The organism is Porphyromonas endodontalis ATCC 35406, from assembly GCF_000174815.1.
Taxonomy (GTDB): domain Bacteria; phylum Bacteroidota; class Bacteroidia; order Bacteroidales; family Porphyromonadaceae; genus Porphyromonas; species Porphyromonas endodontalis.
Map to the genome: position 1 here is coordinate 19,451 of NZ_ACNN01000018.1, position 17,559 is coordinate 37,009.

Below are 17,559 nucleotides of genomic sequence, written 5' to 3' on the forward strand. Positions count from 1 at the left end.
ATCTGTCACTATGAATTGCTGGCAGCGAGACGATAAATCTCATAGATATCTTGCTCGCTCAAGCTTGGGCAAAGCTCTTGTAAGTCTTCGCGCAAATAACAACTTGCATTGCTATCGGGCGACCTCCAATCTCGAGAAGCATTCTTGAAGATATAAGAATCAATTTTCTTGATTAGCTCAATGACTTCGTCCTTATCCTCAGGGGCATGCCAAAGGTGACGATTGTTCCAGAGGGCTTTGCAACGTTTGTTGTCGAGCCCGGCCAGAGCGTTGTTGCCATGCTTGACGGCTTTGATGTGATCTATGAGCGCCATTATCCTCTCCATTTCCGTGGCCTTGCTCTCCTTCAAGTAGTCCAGAAGGGCTTGGAGCTTTTCGCTAAACAACATCATCTCCTCTTCGTCGCCACTATTCCAGTCCGTATTTACACGGCGCGCCTTTCCTTCAATAATTTCCGATGCGCCTTTGGCATTACCTCCGGCTGTCTTGATTGCCTTCTCGGCAGCTTTCTCCGTATCGGTAGCATCGTCGATCATGTCAAGGAAAGAGAAGTCTGCAGACGAAGCTACCAGGGTATCAGCCTCCTCTGCACGGATATGTTGGTCGAGTATTTGACGCATATCAGGGTCAAGTGTACGGGGGTCAAAGTTATCACCCGACTTCTGACGCACCTTGCACTGTATGGTGCCGGCCTCACGAGAGTATGCTGTAAACTGATTGATCTGCTCGGGAGTAAAGTCAGACTTGCCAAAGAAGTCAGACATATTGTTGTATGCTGTGACCATACCACTTGTGATGCTGTACATAACATTGCGACGATCCTGAGCCAGTCCTTCGCCCTCCATCTCAGAGACATAGTAGTCTGCAAGGGCTTCCAAATCCGTCAAATCCTTGTTTTCCCAGATTCTTTTTAACCCTTTGTATGCCTCGGTAGCTGCCAGCAACCTCTCCTTACACTTGACAACAACACTATTGAGCAAGCCCTCAATATCAGCATCATCTAAGCCTTCGAATCCCGAGCCATCATTGAACTTGACCACGGCTTCTTCGATGCTATTGAAGAGATTTTTGAAGCTGACAATTCTTCCAAATTCTTTGTGGGTCTTGGCTATCACATTGCCGTTTTTATCCTTAATATCTTCACCGAGTCTATTGACGCGGCAAACGGCCTGGAACAACGTGTGATCCTTGATTTCACTATCGATGTATAGGATGGTAGCAGATGGAGCATCAAACCCTGTCAAGAGCTTATTAACCACGATAAGCAACTTCATCTGAGCCGGCCGGCTGGTAAAGACGCCCTTTGCCCATTCTTCATATTCCTCTGCATTACGAACTCCGGCATCGAGGAAAGACTGTTTGGCCCAGTCGTATTTGTATTTAGCTTCGGTAGTCTTGTTGTTGTCTGCAGAATCATTGGCAAGATCTCTATCTGCAGGGTCATAACTCGTCACTACCGAACACCGCCCTTTAAGATCACTTCTTGAGAAGAATTCATAATAGCGATAAGCCTGATAGATAGAACCCGCCACCAACATAGCATTACACCAGTCATTCTTCAGTAAGCCATAGCCGAGGTCATCGAGTATGCTGTAACCAATACGCTCTATTCTCTCTTTGGTCGAATAGATTCGTTCCATAGTTGCCCAGCGCTCCTCCACCATCTTCTGCTGCTCGGGTGTGAGGTCACGCCCGGCTGTAAGGGCTGCCAGTTTCTGATCGATCTTACTCTTACTAGTAAGCTGCTGCTCTACGTTGCGATATTCATATTGAAGGTCAAGAATGACCTTGTCTTCAACGGCTTGCTTGTGCAGATATTTATGAATGTATGGGCCAAAGGTGAGCTCAGACATGTTCTTGATAGCCTTGTACTTATCTCCCTTGTCCTTCTTCAAGAGAGGAGTGCCCGTAAAGCCTATCAGCATAATCTCCTTGCCCATGATAGCCTTCATAGCTTCGTGTAGTCGTCCGCTCTGTGTGCGGTGGCACTCATCCACAAAGACAAAAATGTTTTCCCCTTTTACGCTGAAGTTGCTCCCATACTTCTGTGCAATAATGGCCTGAAGATCATTGAGGTATTCATCAAGACTAACCTTGGTGCCAGACTCATCCTTCTCAGCTTCATCCTCAGATGTATGAGCACCAAACTTATGGATCAAAGAGCAAATAAGCCATTCTTCGCCCTGGTTGAGAGTTTCGAGCAAGTCACTGCTTGAATAAGCATGATGAAGCTTGTTGCCCCCCTTGATGAAGGTGTTGGCAAGTTGTATATCAAGTTCCTTACGGTCTGTGATAACAACGACCCTCGGATTCTGATAGTTCCTACGAATATAAGCCGCCAACGCCACCATTGTAAGGCTCTTACCCGATCCCTGCGAATGCCAGATAACACCGCTTTCTTTCTTGGGCATTCGGCCTGCAGCTGCTTTGATTGCATAGATCTGATGAGGACGCAGTACCTTCTTCACACCACCATCGTTGAGTACACCGTAACGGAAGAAGAACATAAAGTTTTCTTTGTTGAAGAACATGGAGTAAGCTTCCTGCTCAGAGAGGGTATCGCCCACCTTAGTTGTGTCTCTCTTCCACTTACACCAGAAGGCCAGAGGTGTGCCGATCGTTCCATAACAGAAGTCCACACCATCGTTAGATGCAATGGTGAACTGTACCGTAGTGAAGAAAGAAGGGATAAAATCAAGTTCGTTGCTCAGATGTTGCTTGATTCCCTCCTCGTAATTGACAAGACTGCGCTTCAATTCGATGACAGCAAGAGCAATACCATTCACATAGACAACAATATCCGGACGCTTGTTCTTGCCCAATAGAGGATCGATATAGCTTACCTCTTCGACAATGGCAAAATGATTATTGCTAATATTATCAAAGTCGAATAGCATCACATCTTCATGAGTGCCTTCTAGGGTGGACAGCGATTTTACACCCATTATGAGCGTATCGTATAACTCATTATTACACTGGGTTAGGCTATTCTTCTTCGGATCGGCAAGACGCGCCTTGCTCTTTAATTGAGTTAATACATCCTCTATTTGCAACTCTGTACGCCCTTGCTTCGTCAAGAAAGCTCGTACCTCATCATCAAGGATCGGAAAATTTGCCTTCCCTTGATCATTAACTGCAGCTCCTTGAGCATATTGCCAGTTGCCAAGGTAGGTATATCCCAATTCTTTTTGGAACCTCTTTACAAGAGTACTCTGATAGTCTCGCTCCCTTTGTTCTTGATAGTTAGCCATATTATAGAGGGAATTCATTCAATTGTTCTTTAATCTTTCTCCACTCTGGGAGATACATCCCAAGGATGTGATGGAATTTATCGGTATGGTTCTGCTCTATAAGGTGAATCAACTCATGAGCAACAACATACTCAATACAGTTCAAAGGTTTCTTTGCCAACTGGAGATTAAATTTGATCTTACCGGTAGCTTTATGACTCTTGCCCCAGCTAGACGGCATTTGAAGAATCGTCCATTCTGAGGCTTTGACATCAAGAATGTTCTCCCATTTTGCGACATATTGCTCAAGGACTGGAGTAAGCTGCTCCTTATACCAAGCCCAGAGAACATTGGCAATATTCTCTTTGGTAGTGCGCTCATGGACATACACTTTGATATAGTCTCCCTCTAACCCTACGTGGTGGGTACAACTGTTGTCTCTTATTACTTTAAGGCGATATAAGCCTCCTTTGTAATAACGTGCTTCTCCGGATACGTATTCGCGCTCATCCTGTACAGTATAGGATGTTACGTCTTTACGTTTCTGAATGATCCAAACCCATTTCTTGAGAATAAACAAACGAATCTGCTCTTCTGAATAGCTTTCTGGTGCAGATACATGTACCCTCCCATCCGGTGGGTAGACCGCCAAATGGAGGTTCTTTATAGGCTTTTGCTCTACCTCAATATCGATATCGTTTAGTTTCATATTTGTACCTTCTGCAATCAAGACTCCTTTATACTCACAAACAATCAAGTAAGTCAATCTCGAATTGTTCTACAAATTTAGCGAAGCTATCCCAATCTAGCGGAGAAAATCCGCACATCTCTAAAGGGTTTCAAAGAAAAAGAATCCTATACACCAGACTAGAAAGGCGTCAAAGGCGAGAAGATAGACTACAACCTTCACATCTGTACATCAAGCGTCATATTGAGAACAATCAGACATATCCAGGCCATCCTCCCAAAGAGCTTCGATGAGAGCTTGATACGTTTTTCCCTGCGGGTGGTTGCGACAGTATTGCACTCGCGAGATGCAATAAGTATTCTCTGTCGCCGGTTCAATAAGGAAGCGATTGAGAAGTATCTCGCTACGATAGACATAGTACCAACCATCATCGAGGTAAATACCATAACGAGCCTCCCAACCCGTATCATGAGATAGGCGAATGCGTTTCATTTGGCAATACATACCCAAAGGAACTTCGTTCAAAGATGTTGATGACAAACAAATACGAAATATCAGGATGCTGCTAAACAACAGACCTAGGAAAAGTTTGGACTTTAAATCCCCGAATGAAGTCCTTGCATTACTTTTGTCATACCATTGCACTTGATACTGGAATCTGCACTGCCCTCTTTCCCTGATTTTATCATAAATAAAAGAGTACCTTTGCCCCAACGTTCAATTGGAAGAGAGAAGAGACGCTATATGATGCAGTTCGACTATGTAGTAGTAGGAGGGGGGCTTGCAGGCTTATATACCGCACACTTATTGTCCTCCAAAGGCTCTGTAGCTCTTGTTACCTGCACTACCCTAGAGGAGAGTAATTCCTATTTCGCTCAAGGGGGGATGGCTGCCGTAACAGAAGCCAACGACACCCCTAAAAATCATTTCGAAGATACCATTGAGGCAGGGCGAGGACTGTGCTCCGAGGCCGCTGTACGAATCCTAACAGAAGAAGCTCCGCAACGTATCGAAGAATTGATCGACTTAGGGATGCACTTCGATACCGAAGATGGTCATTTGGCATTAGGGTTAGAAGGCGGACACCACCACAGACGGATTCTGCATGCCGGAGGAGATGCCACAGGCCGAATGGTCACCTCCTTTATGACGGAGCAAGTGCGCAAAACAGCCAATATAAAGATCCTAGATCACCACTTTGCACTAGGGTTAGTTGTAACACAAGGGCAATGCTTCGGACTTTACACCTACGATCAAAAGTCGCATCAGACGGAAACAATAACCGCACATGCAACCATTCTAGCTACCGGTGGTGCCGGAGCACTCTACCACCCCACAACCAACCCGCCTACGGCTCTAGGAGACGGATTGGGGATGGCACTAGCGGCAGGAGCCACGCTGCGAGATCTCGAATTTGTACAATTCCACCCAACGGCTCTATACGTGCCGGGGCAGGCCTCTTTTCTCATCAGCGAGGCAGTACGAGGGGAAGGAGCGCACCTCTACAATCAATCGGGGGAACGCTTTATGCTGGCAAAGCATCCGCTGGCAGAGCTTGCGCCCCGAGATGTAGTGGCACGCGAAATCTTCCATCAAATAGAAGCCGAGGGAGGGGATAGTGTTACCCTCTCCTTGCGTCACCTTGATGCCGAGCACATACGCCATCGCTTCCCTACCATCGCCCAACATTGTGCCGATATAGGGTTGGATCTCACACAAGAGATACCCGTAGCTCCTGCAGCCCATTATACTGTGGGAGGGGTGGCAACGGATCTCAATGGGGCTACTTCTGTACGACAACTCTACGCCGTGGGAGAGGTCGCCTCTACGGGAGTGATGGGTGCCAATCGCCTAGCTTCTAATTCCCTTGTTGAGTGTCTTGTTTTTGGTAAACGCATTGCAGAGCACATCCATCAGCACCCCAATCCTCAATCTCTTCCTCCAGAGTCTCCATTACTCCACCGGCAATTCCCCCTCTCTTCGGTAGCTCAAGAGCAAGAGTGGAGAGAGCAAGAAGGAAAGGGCTACATGCTACAACTCGGGAAATTGCTCATGAAATACGTAGGAATTGTACGTACCGAAGCCTCTCTCTCTATCGCTTTAGAGGAGCTCGATAGGCTTATCTCGGGAATCTCATCTCCTGCGCAACATCTCTTATCTGCCCTCGTTGTTTCCCAAAGACTACACCTAGCTCGTTGTTTGGTGAAAGCTGCTCTTGAACGGAAAGAGAGCCGAGGTGGGCACTTCCGCAGTGACTACCCCGAGACACTCCCCAACGACAAAGCATATCATTCCATCATTACTCAAGAGAGTATAAAACAAGTATTTACGTTTACTCCCAGCCCGGTTTCTCTATGAAAGCAACTCACGACGAATTAGAAAAAATAGATCGTCTTATCGATCTTGCCTTTGATGAAGATATTGCTCAAGGCGACCTTACCACAGAATCTATCTTCCCTGATGTAACCGAGGCAACAGCACTCCTCACAGCCAAAGCCCCCGGTATTATCTCAGGTATTGAGATAGCCCAACGAGTACTCGACAAGCGTGGGAGCAACAAGGTACAACTCTTCGTAAATGACGGAGACTCCGTACAGAAGGGAGATAAGATTATGGCTATCACCGCCTCTTATGCTACCCTCCTTACAGCTGAGCGGCTCCTCCTAAACTTTATGCAACGGATGTCTGGCATCGCTACCGAAACGCACCGTTATGTGACCGCTTGCGAAGGCACCAGTACGCATATCCTGGATACGCGCAAGACAGCTCCCGGGCTACGACTTCTCGATAAAATGGCCGTTAGACACGGCGGTGGGCGCAATCATCGTATGGGCTTGTACGATATGATTATGCTCAAAGACAACCACATCAAGGCCGTGGGGAGCATCACAAAGGCAGTAGAGATGGTACACTCCCAACTTCCCCTCTCCGTTAAGGTAGAGGTAGAGACAACCTGCCTCAAGGAGGTGGAAGAGGCACTCTCTGCCGGCGCAGACATTATTATGTTAGACAATATGAACAACGAAGCTATGCTGGAGGCAGTCCGTTTGATCAATCACCGCTGCGCAGTGGAGGCCTCAGGCAATATGACTCTCGAGCGCATCCGAGAGGTTGCAGCATTGGGGGTAGACTACATCAGTGTGGGGGCTCTGACTCACTCCGTAAAGGCTCTCGACATTAGCATGAACTTTATACAATAGGATTTTAGCTCAACAAAAAGGGATAGAAAATGAACAACAACGAAGACGTTAGGGCACTTGCAGAAGAGATTGCACAACTAAAGAAGGAGCGTGATGCTGTTATACTCGCGCATTATTACGCTCGTCCCGAGGTGCAGGCTGTTGCCGATATACTAGGCGACTCCTTGGCTTTATCCCAACTCGCAGCCACCACAGAGGCAAAAGTTATTGTATTCTGCGGAGTCCACTTTATGGCAGAGACGGCTGCAATTATCTCTCCTGAGAAGAAAGTGCTCATCCCTGTAGAGAATGCCGGATGCTCCCTAGCCGAGAGTGTCACGGCCGCAGGGCTGGCAACTTGGCGTAAATACCATCCCAACGGTCTTATTGTAAGCTACGTAAATACATCGGCTGCCGTAAAGGCAGAAACAGACTACTGCGTAACGAGTGCCAATGCCCTCAAGGTGATAGAGACATTGCCCCTCGATGTCCCCATCCTCTTCGGGCCGGACAAAAACTTAGGGGAGTACATCAACCTCAAAACAGGGCGTAATATGGATCTCTGGCAGGGCGATTGCTATGTACATAGACATATAACAGGCGAGCTCATCCGCGAGTATCTTGAGCGTTATCCCAATGCTGATATTCTCATCCATCCGGAGTCAGTTGCTTGTGGAGACAAGAGCATCTTGGAGCATCCTCGCTGCTTTGTAGGCTCTACCTCGGGCATCCTAAAGCATCCGGCTCAAAGCGAGAAAAAACAATTTGTAGTAGCGACCGAAAAGGAAGCTATTACGGAACTCGTACACCAATATCCCCATCTTGAGTTCATCCCCATCACCCGAGAGCACTACTGCGAATATATGAAACTCACTACACTCACTGACCTACGCGATGCCCTACGCGACGAGAAGCATGTAGTGACAATTGCTCCCGAGGTGCGAGAGCGAGCCTTGCTCCCCATCCAACGAATGCTAGCTGTAAAGTAACCGGAAACACCCCCTCTCCCCCTATGGGAGGGGGCTATATTTTATAAATAGGGGCTTTGGTACAGGGCTGATATAAGGTTTTAGCGTTAATTGGTACCTTTGCAGGAGGGAAACTACCACAACAAAAGGAACTCATAAAAGCATCTCCCTATCTAAAACAAACAAACTAGTATGAAACAATCCAGTAAACTCATCTTAGGATGCATCACAGCCCTGCTACTAGGAAGTGGTCTCTGGGGCTGTCAATCAAGGCAAAAGCCACAACCTCCCTATATCCCCGATGGCACGGGAGATGCCTCTCTACTAGAATGCCCCAAAGTGCGTGGACGTGAAGGGGATTTTTTCATAACACATCGAGTAAACAACGGCACTCGGGTAAACTATTCTCTTGAGTACGATATCAAGTTACATCATGCCCTTTGGGTTTGCTTTAGCTTCGATAACTACACGAAACAAACCAATGTAAAGCGTACCAATGCCTGGGCATGGGATCCCTTTATTCCGGCTCAGTACGAAGTAAATAAATCCTCATTCGAAGGATACGACCGAGGGCACTTGGTAGCATCCCACGACCGTGTATTCTCAGAAGAAGCCAACCGACAAACATTCTACTACTCCAATATGAGCCCTCAGAAAGCGGCTTTTAACCAAGTAGCTTGGCGGCAACTTGAGGAGGTAGTACAGAAGTGGGCTCGTAACGAAGCTCTAACCGATAAAATGTATATTGCCAAGGGGGGCACTCTCACTCCCGAAGGCATCTACCCCTCCCTCTCGGGTGGTAAAATCGCTGTACCACGCAACTATTGGATGGCAATCCTTGTAGAAAAGGGGGGAGAGTGGAGAGCTCTCGGCTTCTGGATTAGTCACGAAAGCAGCAAACAACTAAAGGGCGGATTAGCTCCTCTAGCGTGCTCCATAGATGAACTTGAGAGTAAAACGGACTTCGACTTTTTCCCAAATCTCGAAGACAATATCGAACAAAAGGTAGAGGCTATAGACCCCAAAGATTGCTCAGATCTCTGGCCTGGTTTGTAACCCATTCCCCACTATACATTTTCCGAAAGAAAAAGAGAAATGAATTTGATTGTAAAGAAGAAATACTTCTCCCCAAACGTAGCTATGCTGCGTATTGAGGCTCCGCGTATTGCCAAAGCTAGGCGTGCAGGCAACTTTGTAATAGTGCGCGCCGATGCCCATAGCGAGCGCATTCCACTAACCATTGCAAGTGCAGACCTCAACCAAGGAACCATTACTTTGGTAGTACAAGGTGTAGGACAATCGTCCAAGAAATTGATTGCCCTCAACGAAGGAGACTACGTACACGACATTGTAGGTCCCCTTGGGCAGGCTACCGAGATAGAGAAAGTAGGCACAGTTGTGTGTGCCGGAGGTGGTGTTGGCGTTGCCCCATTGCTCCCCATTGTAGAGGCCTTTCATGCAGCCGGCAACAGGGTAATTGTAGTACTTGCAGCCCGCACCAAAGATCTCATTATCCTAGAGAAGGAGATGCGCCAGGCCAGCGACGAAGTCCTCATTATGACCGACGATGGTTCTCTAGGAAAGAAAGGACTCGTAACCGAGGGTGTAGAGGAAGTAATCTTAAGAGAAAAGGTAGATAAGTGCGTAACCATCGGCCCTGCCATTATGATGAAATTTGTCTCCGCTCTCACGGCAAAGTACCAAATCCCCACAATAGCCTCGCTCAATACCATTATGGTGGATGGCACCGGAATGTGTGGAGCCTGCCGTGTAACGGTGGGAGGGAAGCGCAAATTCGTTTGCGTTGATGGACCGGAGTTTGATGCCCATCAAGTAGATTTTGATGAGCTATTGATGCGTCTTAATTCCTATAAAGACGTCGGTAAATAATCCTCTAATATCTACTGCAATGGAAATGAATGAACTAATTGCCGAACGCCGAAAGCTAGCTTGGCGAGAAGAGCTACGCAAGAGCCACTCCCCCAAAGAGCGAACCGCCATAGCTCGTGCCCAAATGCCCGAACTAGACCCCCAGTACCGCATCACTACACTCACAGAAGAGGTAAACCAAGGGTTAACCGAGGAGCAAGCCCTTGTGGAGGCTCGTCGCTGTCTAGACTGTGCTAAACCAACCTGCATGGAGGGGTGCCCCGTCGGCATCCATATCCCCTCTTTTATAAAGGAAATAGAGCGAGGGAATTTTGCTGCCGCAGCTTCCACGCTACGAGAGACAACCAGTTTGCCTGCCGTTTGTGGTCGTGTCTGCCCTCAAGAGCGCCAATGCGAAAGTCGGTGCGTATACCAAACGATGAAGAAACCGGCTGTTGCCATCGGTTACCTAGAGCGATTCGCCGCAGATTGGGCTCGAGAGCACAACGCCGTTGAGATGCCAACTTTAGCCCCTCCCACGGGCAAAAAGATTGCTGTTGTGGGGAGCGGCCCTGCCGGATTGTCCTTTGCCGGAGATATGGCAAAGCTAGGGTACGAAGTGGTGGTATTCGAAGCTCTGCACGAAATTGGGGGCGTACTAAAGTATGGTATCCCCGAGTATCGTCTGCCCAATAAGGTGGTAGATGCGGAGATAGAGCTGCTCAAACAAATGGGTGTCTCCTTTGAGACCAATACTATAATAGGGGCTACCCTCTCGTACGACGACTTGCACGAGATGGGATTCTCGGGGCTATTCGTCGGCTCAGGAGCGGGGTTGCCCAACTTCATGAACATCCCTGGGGAAAACCTCATCGGCGTAATGTCTTCTAACGAATACTTAACGCGTGTGAACCTGATGAACGCAGGAGATCCTGATAGCGAGACTCCTGTTTTCCGCGGACAGCACGTAGCCGTGATAGGAGGCGGGAATACCGCTATGGATAGTGTACGTACAGCCAAACGACTAGGGGCTGAGCGCGCCATGATTGTGTACCGCCGTAGCGAAGAGGAGATGCCGGCGCGCCTAGAGGAGATAGCCCACGCCAAGGAAGAAGGGGTAGAGTTCCTTACGCTGCACAACCCTATCGAATATCTTGCCGATGAGAGGGGACACGTTGCCAAGATGCGCCTACAGAAGATGGAGCTAGGAGAACCCGATCCATCAGGGCGCCGTAAGCCGATACCTATAGAGGGAGCCATTGAGGAGATCCCTGTAGAGGTAGTTGTCGTCAGCATCGGGGTATCGCCCAATCCTCTTATCCCTAATACCTTCTCGGGACTCAATGTAACTCCCAAGGGTACCATCGTTGTGAACGAACTCGGAGCGACCGACTTGCCGGATGTGTATGCCGGAGGCGACATCGTACGAGGGGGCGCAACGGTCATCCTAGCCATGGGCGACGGTCGGCGAGCTGCAGCCAATATGCACCGCTACCTCTCCGGTAACTAAACCACTATGTTGTACGCCGGCGTACTGCTCCCACTAAGCCTAAGCGACTTTTACCACTACCGAGTGCCCCAAGAGCTTGAGGCGAAAGTGCGAGTAGGTATGCGCTGCGTCGTACAATTCGGGGCGAAGCGCATCTACGTAGGTATCATAGCGAGCCTCTCTCCCACGCTTCCGTTGGGAGTGGAGACGCACAAGGTAAAGTCCTTAGGATACCTACCGGACGACGCTCCCATTATTTCCCAAGAAGAGATCGACTCATGGCTCTGGGCTGCCCATTACTACATGGCAACGCCGGGAGATCTGCTGCACGCGGCTCTGCCTGCCACACTCCTACCCGAGAGCCGAACGGAGGTACTTATTGATTTCGAGCAAGCCGACTCCGACGCCTCCCTCGGGCGCACTGAGAGCGAAGTAGTTGAGAATCTCCGCTCAATCACAGGCAAAGGGATCCACTTCGAAACCCTATTGCAATACATCCCGGGGCGCAATAAACTCTCCATTTTCGACCAGCTCGTAGCCCACGGCGTCCTCTCCCTAAAGGAGCGAGTACGGGGAGTAGAAAAAAGAATCGGGGAGCGATGGCTCTACCTAAACCCCAAGTACCAATCGGACGATGCTCTGAACCTGCTCTTGGATGCCTATAAGCGAAGACCTGCTCGGATGCGATTGCTCTACCGCTTTGTGGAGCTTCTCCCCGATCAGGAGCATTCCCTTTCCGGCTCCGTCCGCGAAAAAGAACTGATCGCAGGGGATAGCAACCGACAAAACGCCCTGCGTTACCTCCTCTCCGAAGGGGTGCTGGAACGCTCCTTTCGGCAATATGCCTCTACCGACCGCCCTCCTGAGTATCAAATAGACCCGAATCTTCCACCTTTGGAGAGCGATCGTCCCAACTACTACACCGCTGCAACGTACAGCGATGAACTGGAGCGAATTGGAGCCTACTCGGCCGCCGTGCTAGCACGAGGAGGACGCGTGCTCCTTTTACTCCCCCAGAGTAGCGGATTAGAGGGCGACCTCCCCTCGCTTTGCTCCCAACTAAAGCTCCCCGTAGAGACGCCTCTCTACCTCTACACCAGCAGCCTATCCGATCGCGAACGAGCCTCCCTACGCTATCGCCTAACAGAGAGCGACGCCCCTCTTATCGTCGTGGGAAGTCGCATGGCGGCTCTACTTCCATTGGAGGGGGTCGAACTCATCATCGTAGCTGAGGAGCAGGATCCTCTCTACAAGCAACAGGAGCCGGCACCTCGCTTCAATGCCCGAGACCTACTCGCCTACAGAGCTACAAAGGGCAAGATTCCCCTACTTCTCACCTCCGTAACTCCCTCCATGGAGACGTACCACAACGTCGCCAACGACAAGTATGCCGCTACAGCGTCTCAGGAGTCGTTTACCCTAGCCACCTTTCGCACCATCGATTTGGACTACGAGCGCACGACTCGCCGCCTCAAGACGGGGACGTTACTGAGCCTCCCCCTTCGAGAGGCCATATCCGAGACGCTAAAAAAGGGTGAGAAGGTAGTTTTGGTAAGTGCTCGACGCGGATACGCACCCTATATCTTGTGCCAGAAGTGTGGCAAAAGCATCCGTTGCCTACATTGCGATGTAAGCCTCACCTACCATCAGATGGAGAATCGGCTCACCTGCCACTACTGCGGTTACAATCTATCACTACCGCCGCAATGTCCACACTGTGGAGCGGATCGGGAGGAGCTGAAGAAGGTAGGCTACGGTTCGGAACGCATTGAGGACGAACTAGCCACGCTCTACCCCGAGGAGGAGATCGTACGCATTGACGCCGATACGACCTCCGGCAAGGAAAAGCGAAGCCACATCCGAAGTGCGCTAGCGGAGGGGAAGGCCTCCCTCTACGTGGGTACCCAAATGCTCACACACTTTGCCCCGATTCAGGGGGTAGGACTAGTTGCGGTACCCCAACTTGATGCCATGCTCGCCCTACCCGACTTCCGTACGGACGAATTAGTCTTCGCCCTCCTCTACCGCTTGGCTGTGAAGTACCCCGAAGCCCTCATGCTCCTACAAACAAGTGATACGCAGCGTCCTCTCTTCCAGTATCTCGACATGCCCTCTCGCGAACTGAGAGAGAAGTACGCGGAGTTGGTACTACAGGAGCGCACATTTTTCGGCTTCCCTCCCTACGAGCGGATCATTCAGGTAGTAGTTAAAAGCACGAGGGAAGAAGATGCAATAGAGACGGCAACGCTCCTCTCCCGGCACTTCGGGAGCTACCCCGGACTAGCTCACGTATCCGCCTCCATCAAGCCCTATGTATCTCGCGTACGACTCATGTACATTCGGCAGATTACCCTCAAGTTGGCTCCCAACTACTCGGCAAAGCAGATTCGCGAAGCCTTAAAAAGCATCCTCCATCAGGTGGAGCGTACCTCGCTTTCTGCCCGACGCTCTCGTATCCTCTTCGACGTAGATCCCCTCTAAAAGGTGGCTCTGTGTCAGATTTTCGACCGAATCCTTGTACATTTTGAAAACATTTATTATACTTGTGCTCAAATTGTATTCGAAGGAAGAAAAGCCAAGAAAATGCAACGCAGTGCCCTACATGAGAAGTTTGGATTCCCTCTCCCAGGGGGAGGAATGAAGACGACCCGACGCGCCAATGCGCGGGGAGAAAAAGATGGGTCGGCACTCCTTTGGGAGGGCGTGCGCACACCCCTGGATTTTTGTGCGGAAGAAAATTATTTTTCGTTCGGAAGAAAATTTATTTTCGTTCGGAAGAGAATCTGAGCAAGAGCGAAACATTTATAACTTACTTATTAATAACCAATTAGCATGATCAAGATTAAAGCCGTAGAACGCCAAGTTGGATTTGGAAAAGACGAGAAGAAAAAACGCTGGTTTCCCGCCATTTATTTGTCCTCGGATGTGACCTTTGAGGAATTTATAGACAAGGTAGCGGACGAAACCACCATCTCATCGGCAGATGTTAAAGCCGTCTTCGACCGTGCCGGCAAGGTACTCGTTGAGCAATTGCGCGAAGGAAAAAGCGTTGATTGTGGCGACCTAGGGACCTTCCGCCCCAGTCTCACCACCAAAACAGGCACCGGAGCTGAGACCGCCGAAGGCGTCACAATGGAGATGATCGACAAACTCAAGGTAATTTACACACCCCGAGTACGGGTCAAAGATGCCCTCAAAAAAGGGCTCCAAAAAGAAGCCCATCCCCGGTGGTACAATCCCCACACCTGGTGGCACAACTCCCAACCCCGGTGGTACAACTCCCACGCCCAATCCCGGCGAAGGGAACGAGTAACTCCCGGCAAAATCACTCTAAATTCATTTTAATCAGTAGAATTCATGGAAATTCCCTTTTCTGAAAACTACCGCATCAAGATGGTAGAACAGCTCCGCAAGAGCACACGACAAGAACGCGAAACGTGGATACGCGAGGCCAAATACAACCTCTTCAACCTCCACAGCGAACAGGTATTTATCGACCTCCTAACCGACTCCGGCACCGGCGCCATGAGCGACAAACAATGGAGCGCCATGATGCTGGGAGACGAGAGCTACGCAGGTGCGACCTCGTACTACAAAATGCGAAAAGCCATCCAAGAGATCCTCGGGTTCGAATACTTCCTCCCCACCCACCAAGGGCGCGCTGCCGAGAATGTACTCTACTCCACCATCGTAAAGGCAGGTGACGTAGTGCCTGGTAATTCGCACTTCGATACCACCAAGGGACATATCGAATTCCGTAAGGCAGCAGCCGTAGATTGCACTATAGACGCAGCGGCAGATACGCAACTGGAAATTCCCTTCAAGGGCGAAATGGACCTCGAAAAACTCGAGAAGGTACTAAAGGAAACTCCCAAAGATCGCATCCCCTGCTGCGTGCTCACCGTAACCAACAACACGGCCGGAGGGCAACCCGTTTCGATGAAGAACATCCGCGAGACCAGCGAACTGTGTCACAAATACGGCATCCTCGTGCAGATAGACGGCGCACGATTCGCAGAAAATGCCTACTTCATCAAGACTCGCGAAGAGGGCTATCAGGATAAATCCATCAAGGAGATCGTGCGCGAGATGCTCAGCTACGGCGATATCATGACCATGTCCAGCAAGAAAGATGCCATTGTGAACATGGGCGGATTCCTCGCCTTCCGAGACAAAGAGCTATGGCGTCGCTGCCAGATGTTCTGCGTTATGAATGAAGGTTTCATCACCTACGGAGGTCTCTCCGGACGTGACATGAACGCCTTGGCTCAGGGGCTGGACGAAGGTACTGAGTTCGATACGCTCGAAACACGCATCGAACAGGTCGCCTACCTAGGGCGCAAGCTCGACGAATACGGCATCCCCTACCAGCGTCCGGCAGGAGGGCACGCCATCTTCCTCGACGCTAAGAAGATCCTTACGCACGTGCCCAAAGAAGAATTTATCGCGCAGACCTTAGGTATCGAGCTCTACCTGGAGGCAGGCATACGTGGGGTAGAGATCGGATCCATCCTAGCCGACCGAGACCCCATCACACGCGAGAATCGCTATCCGCGTCTGGAGTTGCTGCGTCTTGCCATTCCACGCCGTACCTACACCAATAATCACATGGATGTAATCGCGGCCGCCGTGAAGAATGTGTTCGATAGGCGAGAAAGCATTACAAGGGGGTACGTAATCACAGAAGAGCTCCCCGTGATGCGTCACTTTACCATAGAGCTAGCTCCGGCAAAGTAACAGCAACCCATTCTGGAGGATCTGCCTCCGAAAGTAAAAAGCCCTCGATAGTTCATCTCCTATCGGGGGCCTTTTCTATCTCTCTAGGAGATAAGTCCGAAGTCAATGCGGAAGGGCTGCGAAGATGGACTCTCGCCAAAAGCCCGGGTAGCTCTTCGATACGACCGAAGCATCCGTGTACTGCACTTGGGGGTAAAGGATGCTCGCAATGGACCACGCCATAGCCATCCGATGGTCCTCCGCCGTATCCACGAGGATAGTACGCTGCGCCTCCACAGGAGAGAATGTACCATCCCAAGCCAACGCGTCGTCGCTCTCATGTAAACGAAATCCGAAGAGGGCCGCTGTCTCCACAAGCTGCCGAAGACGATCGCTCTCCTTAAGACGCAAAGAGGCTACCCCTTTCATCAGAAAAGGCTGCCGGCGCATGAGAGCCGTCACCACCAGTGTGGGGACAAGATCCGGCACCTCGTTAAGCCCCTCCGGAGTGTAACACGCCAAACGGGGCACATCGGTAGGGATAAGCTCTACGCCTCCCCCCTCTAGGAACCGAGCCTCAACTCCCAAAGGGCGCATAAAGCCAACGATAGCCTTGTCCCCCTGCCTATCGGACGCCCGAAGAGAAGGTAAGAAAACAGGACGATGTGCCACAGCACTCCAGCCGAAAGCGTACGACGCGGCACTCCAATCCATCTCCGGAACGCGAGCCATCTCTAGCAACCTATCGCCACTGTAGCCTCCGGGCTTTACCACAACCCCTGTTTCTGTATAGCTCCAATCCGCCCCGGCTTCTCTCATCATAGCGAGAGTCAAGTCTATATAAGGGTAACTATTGCCTCGCCTCGGGAGCTCGGGGATGGTAAAGGGAGCGGAAAAGTAGGGGGCAATCATCAACAAAGCACTGATAAACTGACTACTCTGCCTATCGAATGTACTCGAAAGCGTCCCCCCACGTAATGGTCGGGACGGAGGATATATAGTAAGGGGATCGTGGGCATTCTCCTCGCTCCACTCCCCTCGAATGTCCGCACCCAAAGCCTTGAGCTCGTCCAGCAAAGGGCGTAGAGGACGGTTCTTTAGGCGCGTTGTTCCTGTTATCTGCAAAGGCCTCTCGGTCCCCACAGCAGCCAACGCCGTTACAAAGCGAAGTACCGTACCGGCAGCTCCCACATCAAGAAGGGTAAAGGGAGTATCTGATGAAGTCTCTGCCCCCGACGTCGCCCCCATCTCTTGGAGCACGCGACACATAATACGCACATCGTCCGGACAGTCTTCCCAATCCCCTTGTGAAAGGAGAGTCTCCCGAACGCGAGGGAATTCCCCTGCGAGATAGGCCATGACCAGCAAACGATTAGCATTACTCTTAGCTATGGGGAGGTGCCTGAGCTGTTCCATCATC

At 50.3% G+C, this 17,559-nt stretch carries 13 protein-coding genes and 1 pseudogene; 10 read left to right on the top strand and 4 right to left on the bottom strand.

Annotated features, from left to right (window positions below; genetic code table 11):
* Positions 1-8: 8 nt before the first annotated feature.
* The 3 genes from POREN0001_RS04140 to POREN0001_RS04150 all read right to left on the bottom strand — a co-directional run bounded on the left by POREN0001_RS04140 (position 9) and on the right by POREN0001_RS04150 (position 4,410).
* Positions 9-3,251 (bottom strand): type I restriction endonuclease subunit R, encoded by a 3,243-nt coding sequence (locus tag POREN0001_RS04140; RefSeq protein WP_115321347.1) that lies wholly within the window; start codon positions 3,249-3,251, stop codon positions 9-11.
* Between the two features lies 1 nt (position 3,252).
* The gene (locus POREN0001_RS04145) at positions 3,253-3,939 is read right to left on the bottom strand and encodes a M48 family metallopeptidase (RefSeq protein WP_040580704.1); all 687 of its coding nucleotides are present in this window, start codon (positions 3,937-3,939) and stop codon (positions 3,253-3,255) included.
* Between the two features lie 210 nt (positions 3,940-4,149).
* Positions 4,150-4,410 carry a hypothetical protein gene (locus tag POREN0001_RS04150; protein ID WP_040580685.1) on the bottom strand — a complete coding sequence of 87 codons (261 nt, stop codon included), beginning with the start codon at positions 4,408-4,410 and terminating at the stop codon, positions 4,150-4,152.
* Between POREN0001_RS04150 and POREN0001_RS09670 the strand changes: the two are divergent.
* From POREN0001_RS09670 to POREN0001_RS04200, 10 genes and pseudogenes are all read left to right on the top strand, one after another.
* Positions 4,403-4,567: pseudogene (locus POREN0001_RS09670) on the top strand (IS30 family transposase); the annotation flags it as partial. The gene POREN0001_RS04150 and the pseudogene POREN0001_RS09670 overlap by 8 nt on opposite strands.
* 95 nt (positions 4,568-4,662) lie before the next feature.
* A complete protein-coding gene (gene nadB, locus POREN0001_RS04155; protein WP_004333440.1) occupies positions 4,663-6,276 on the top strand; it encodes an L-aspartate oxidase in 1,614 nt (537 codons plus the stop codon).
* Positions 6,273-7,118 (top strand): carboxylating nicotinate-nucleotide diphosphorylase, encoded by an 846-nt coding sequence (gene nadC, locus POREN0001_RS04160; protein WP_004333430.1) that lies wholly within the window; start codon positions 6,273-6,275, stop codon positions 7,116-7,118. The genes nadB and nadC overlap by 4 nt, the downstream gene beginning before the upstream one ends.
* A 29-nt stretch (positions 7,119-7,147) precedes the next feature.
* On the top strand, positions 7,148-8,086 hold the full coding sequence (gene nadA, locus POREN0001_RS04165; protein WP_004333401.1) for a quinolinate synthase NadA: 939 nt from the start codon (positions 7,148-7,150) through the stop codon (positions 8,084-8,086).
* A gap of 171 nt (positions 8,087-8,257) precedes the next feature.
* Positions 8,258-9,121 (top strand): DNA/RNA non-specific endonuclease, encoded by an 864-nt coding sequence (locus POREN0001_RS04170; protein WP_004333388.1) that lies wholly within the window; start codon positions 8,258-8,260, stop codon positions 9,119-9,121.
* Between the two features lie 39 nt (positions 9,122-9,160).
* Entirely contained in the window at positions 9,161-9,955 is a 795-nt protein-coding gene (locus POREN0001_RS04175; protein ID WP_004333448.1) for a sulfide/dihydroorotate dehydrogenase-like FAD/NAD-binding protein, read from the top strand.
* A gap of 19 nt (positions 9,956-9,974) precedes the next feature.
* On the top strand, positions 9,975-11,444 hold the full coding sequence (gene gltA / locus POREN0001_RS04180) for an NADPH-dependent glutamate synthase (protein WP_004333442.1): 1,470 nt from the start codon (positions 9,975-9,977) through the stop codon (positions 11,442-11,444).
* 6 nt (positions 11,445-11,450) lie between these two features.
* Positions 11,451-13,904 (top strand): replication restart helicase PriA, encoded by a 2,454-nt coding sequence (gene priA / locus POREN0001_RS04185; protein ID WP_004333457.1) that lies wholly within the window; start codon positions 11,451-11,453, stop codon positions 13,902-13,904.
* Between the two features lie 351 nt (positions 13,905-14,255).
* Positions 14,256-14,768, top strand: coding sequence for an HU family DNA-binding protein (locus POREN0001_RS04195; RefSeq protein WP_004333380.1), 513 nt, complete (start codon positions 14,256-14,258; stop codon positions 14,766-14,768).
* A 12-nt stretch (positions 14,769-14,780) separates the two neighbouring features.
* Positions 14,781-16,160: a tryptophanase TnaA gene (locus POREN0001_RS04200; protein WP_004333412.1), complete on the top strand. Its 1,380-nt coding sequence runs from the start codon at positions 14,781-14,783 to the stop codon at positions 16,158-16,160.
* A gap of 102 nt (positions 16,161-16,262) precedes the next feature.
* Here POREN0001_RS04200 and POREN0001_RS04205 read toward each other — a convergent pair whose 3' ends face one another.
* Entirely contained in the window at positions 16,263-17,558 is a 1,296-nt protein-coding gene (locus POREN0001_RS04205; protein WP_004333420.1) for a 3-phosphoshikimate 1-carboxyvinyltransferase, read from the bottom strand.
* Between the last annotated feature and the right edge of the window lies 1 nt (position 17,559).

Bases quoted from the DNA above. Each gene is read 5' to 3' on its own strand.
- nadA (WP_004333401.1), top strand. From the start codon at position 7,148: ATGAACAACAACGAAGACGTTAGGGCACTTGCAGAAGAGATTGCACAA.
- nadC (WP_004333430.1), top strand. From the start codon at position 6,273: ATGAAAGCAACTCACGACGAATTAGAAAAAATAGATCGTCTTATCGAT.
- POREN0001_RS04205 (WP_004333420.1), bottom strand. From the start codon at position 17,558: ATGATGGAACAGCTCAGGCACCTCCCCATAGCTAAGAGTAATGCTAAT.
- POREN0001_RS04140 (WP_115321347.1), bottom strand. From the start codon at position 3,251: ATGGCTAACTATCAAGAACAAAGGGAGCGAGACTATCAGAGTACTCTT.
- POREN0001_RS04150 (WP_040580685.1), bottom strand. From the start codon at position 4,410: ATGAAACGCATTCGCCTATCTCATGATACGGGTTGGGAGGCTCGTTAT.
- gltA (WP_004333442.1), top strand. From the start codon at position 9,975: ATGGAAATGAATGAACTAATTGCCGAACGCCGAAAGCTAGCTTGGCGA.
- POREN0001_RS04145 (WP_040580704.1), bottom strand. From the start codon at position 3,939: ATGAAACTAAACGATATCGATATTGAGGTAGAGCAAAAGCCTATAAAG.
- POREN0001_RS04170 (WP_004333388.1), top strand. From the start codon at position 8,258: ATGAAACAATCCAGTAAACTCATCTTAGGATGCATCACAGCCCTGCTA.
- POREN0001_RS04175 (WP_004333448.1), top strand. From the start codon at position 9,161: ATGAATTTGATTGTAAAGAAGAAATACTTCTCCCCAAACGTAGCTATG.
- POREN0001_RS04200 (WP_004333412.1), top strand. From the start codon at position 14,781: ATGGAAATTCCCTTTTCTGAAAACTACCGCATCAAGATGGTAGAACAG.
- nadB (WP_004333440.1), top strand. From the start codon at position 4,663: ATGATGCAGTTCGACTATGTAGTAGTAGGAGGGGGGCTTGCAGGCTTA.
- POREN0001_RS04195 (WP_004333380.1), top strand. From the start codon at position 14,256: ATGATCAAGATTAAAGCCGTAGAACGCCAAGTTGGATTTGGAAAAGAC.
- priA (WP_004333457.1), top strand. From the start codon at position 11,451: ATGTTGTACGCCGGCGTACTGCTCCCACTAAGCCTAAGCGACTTTTAC.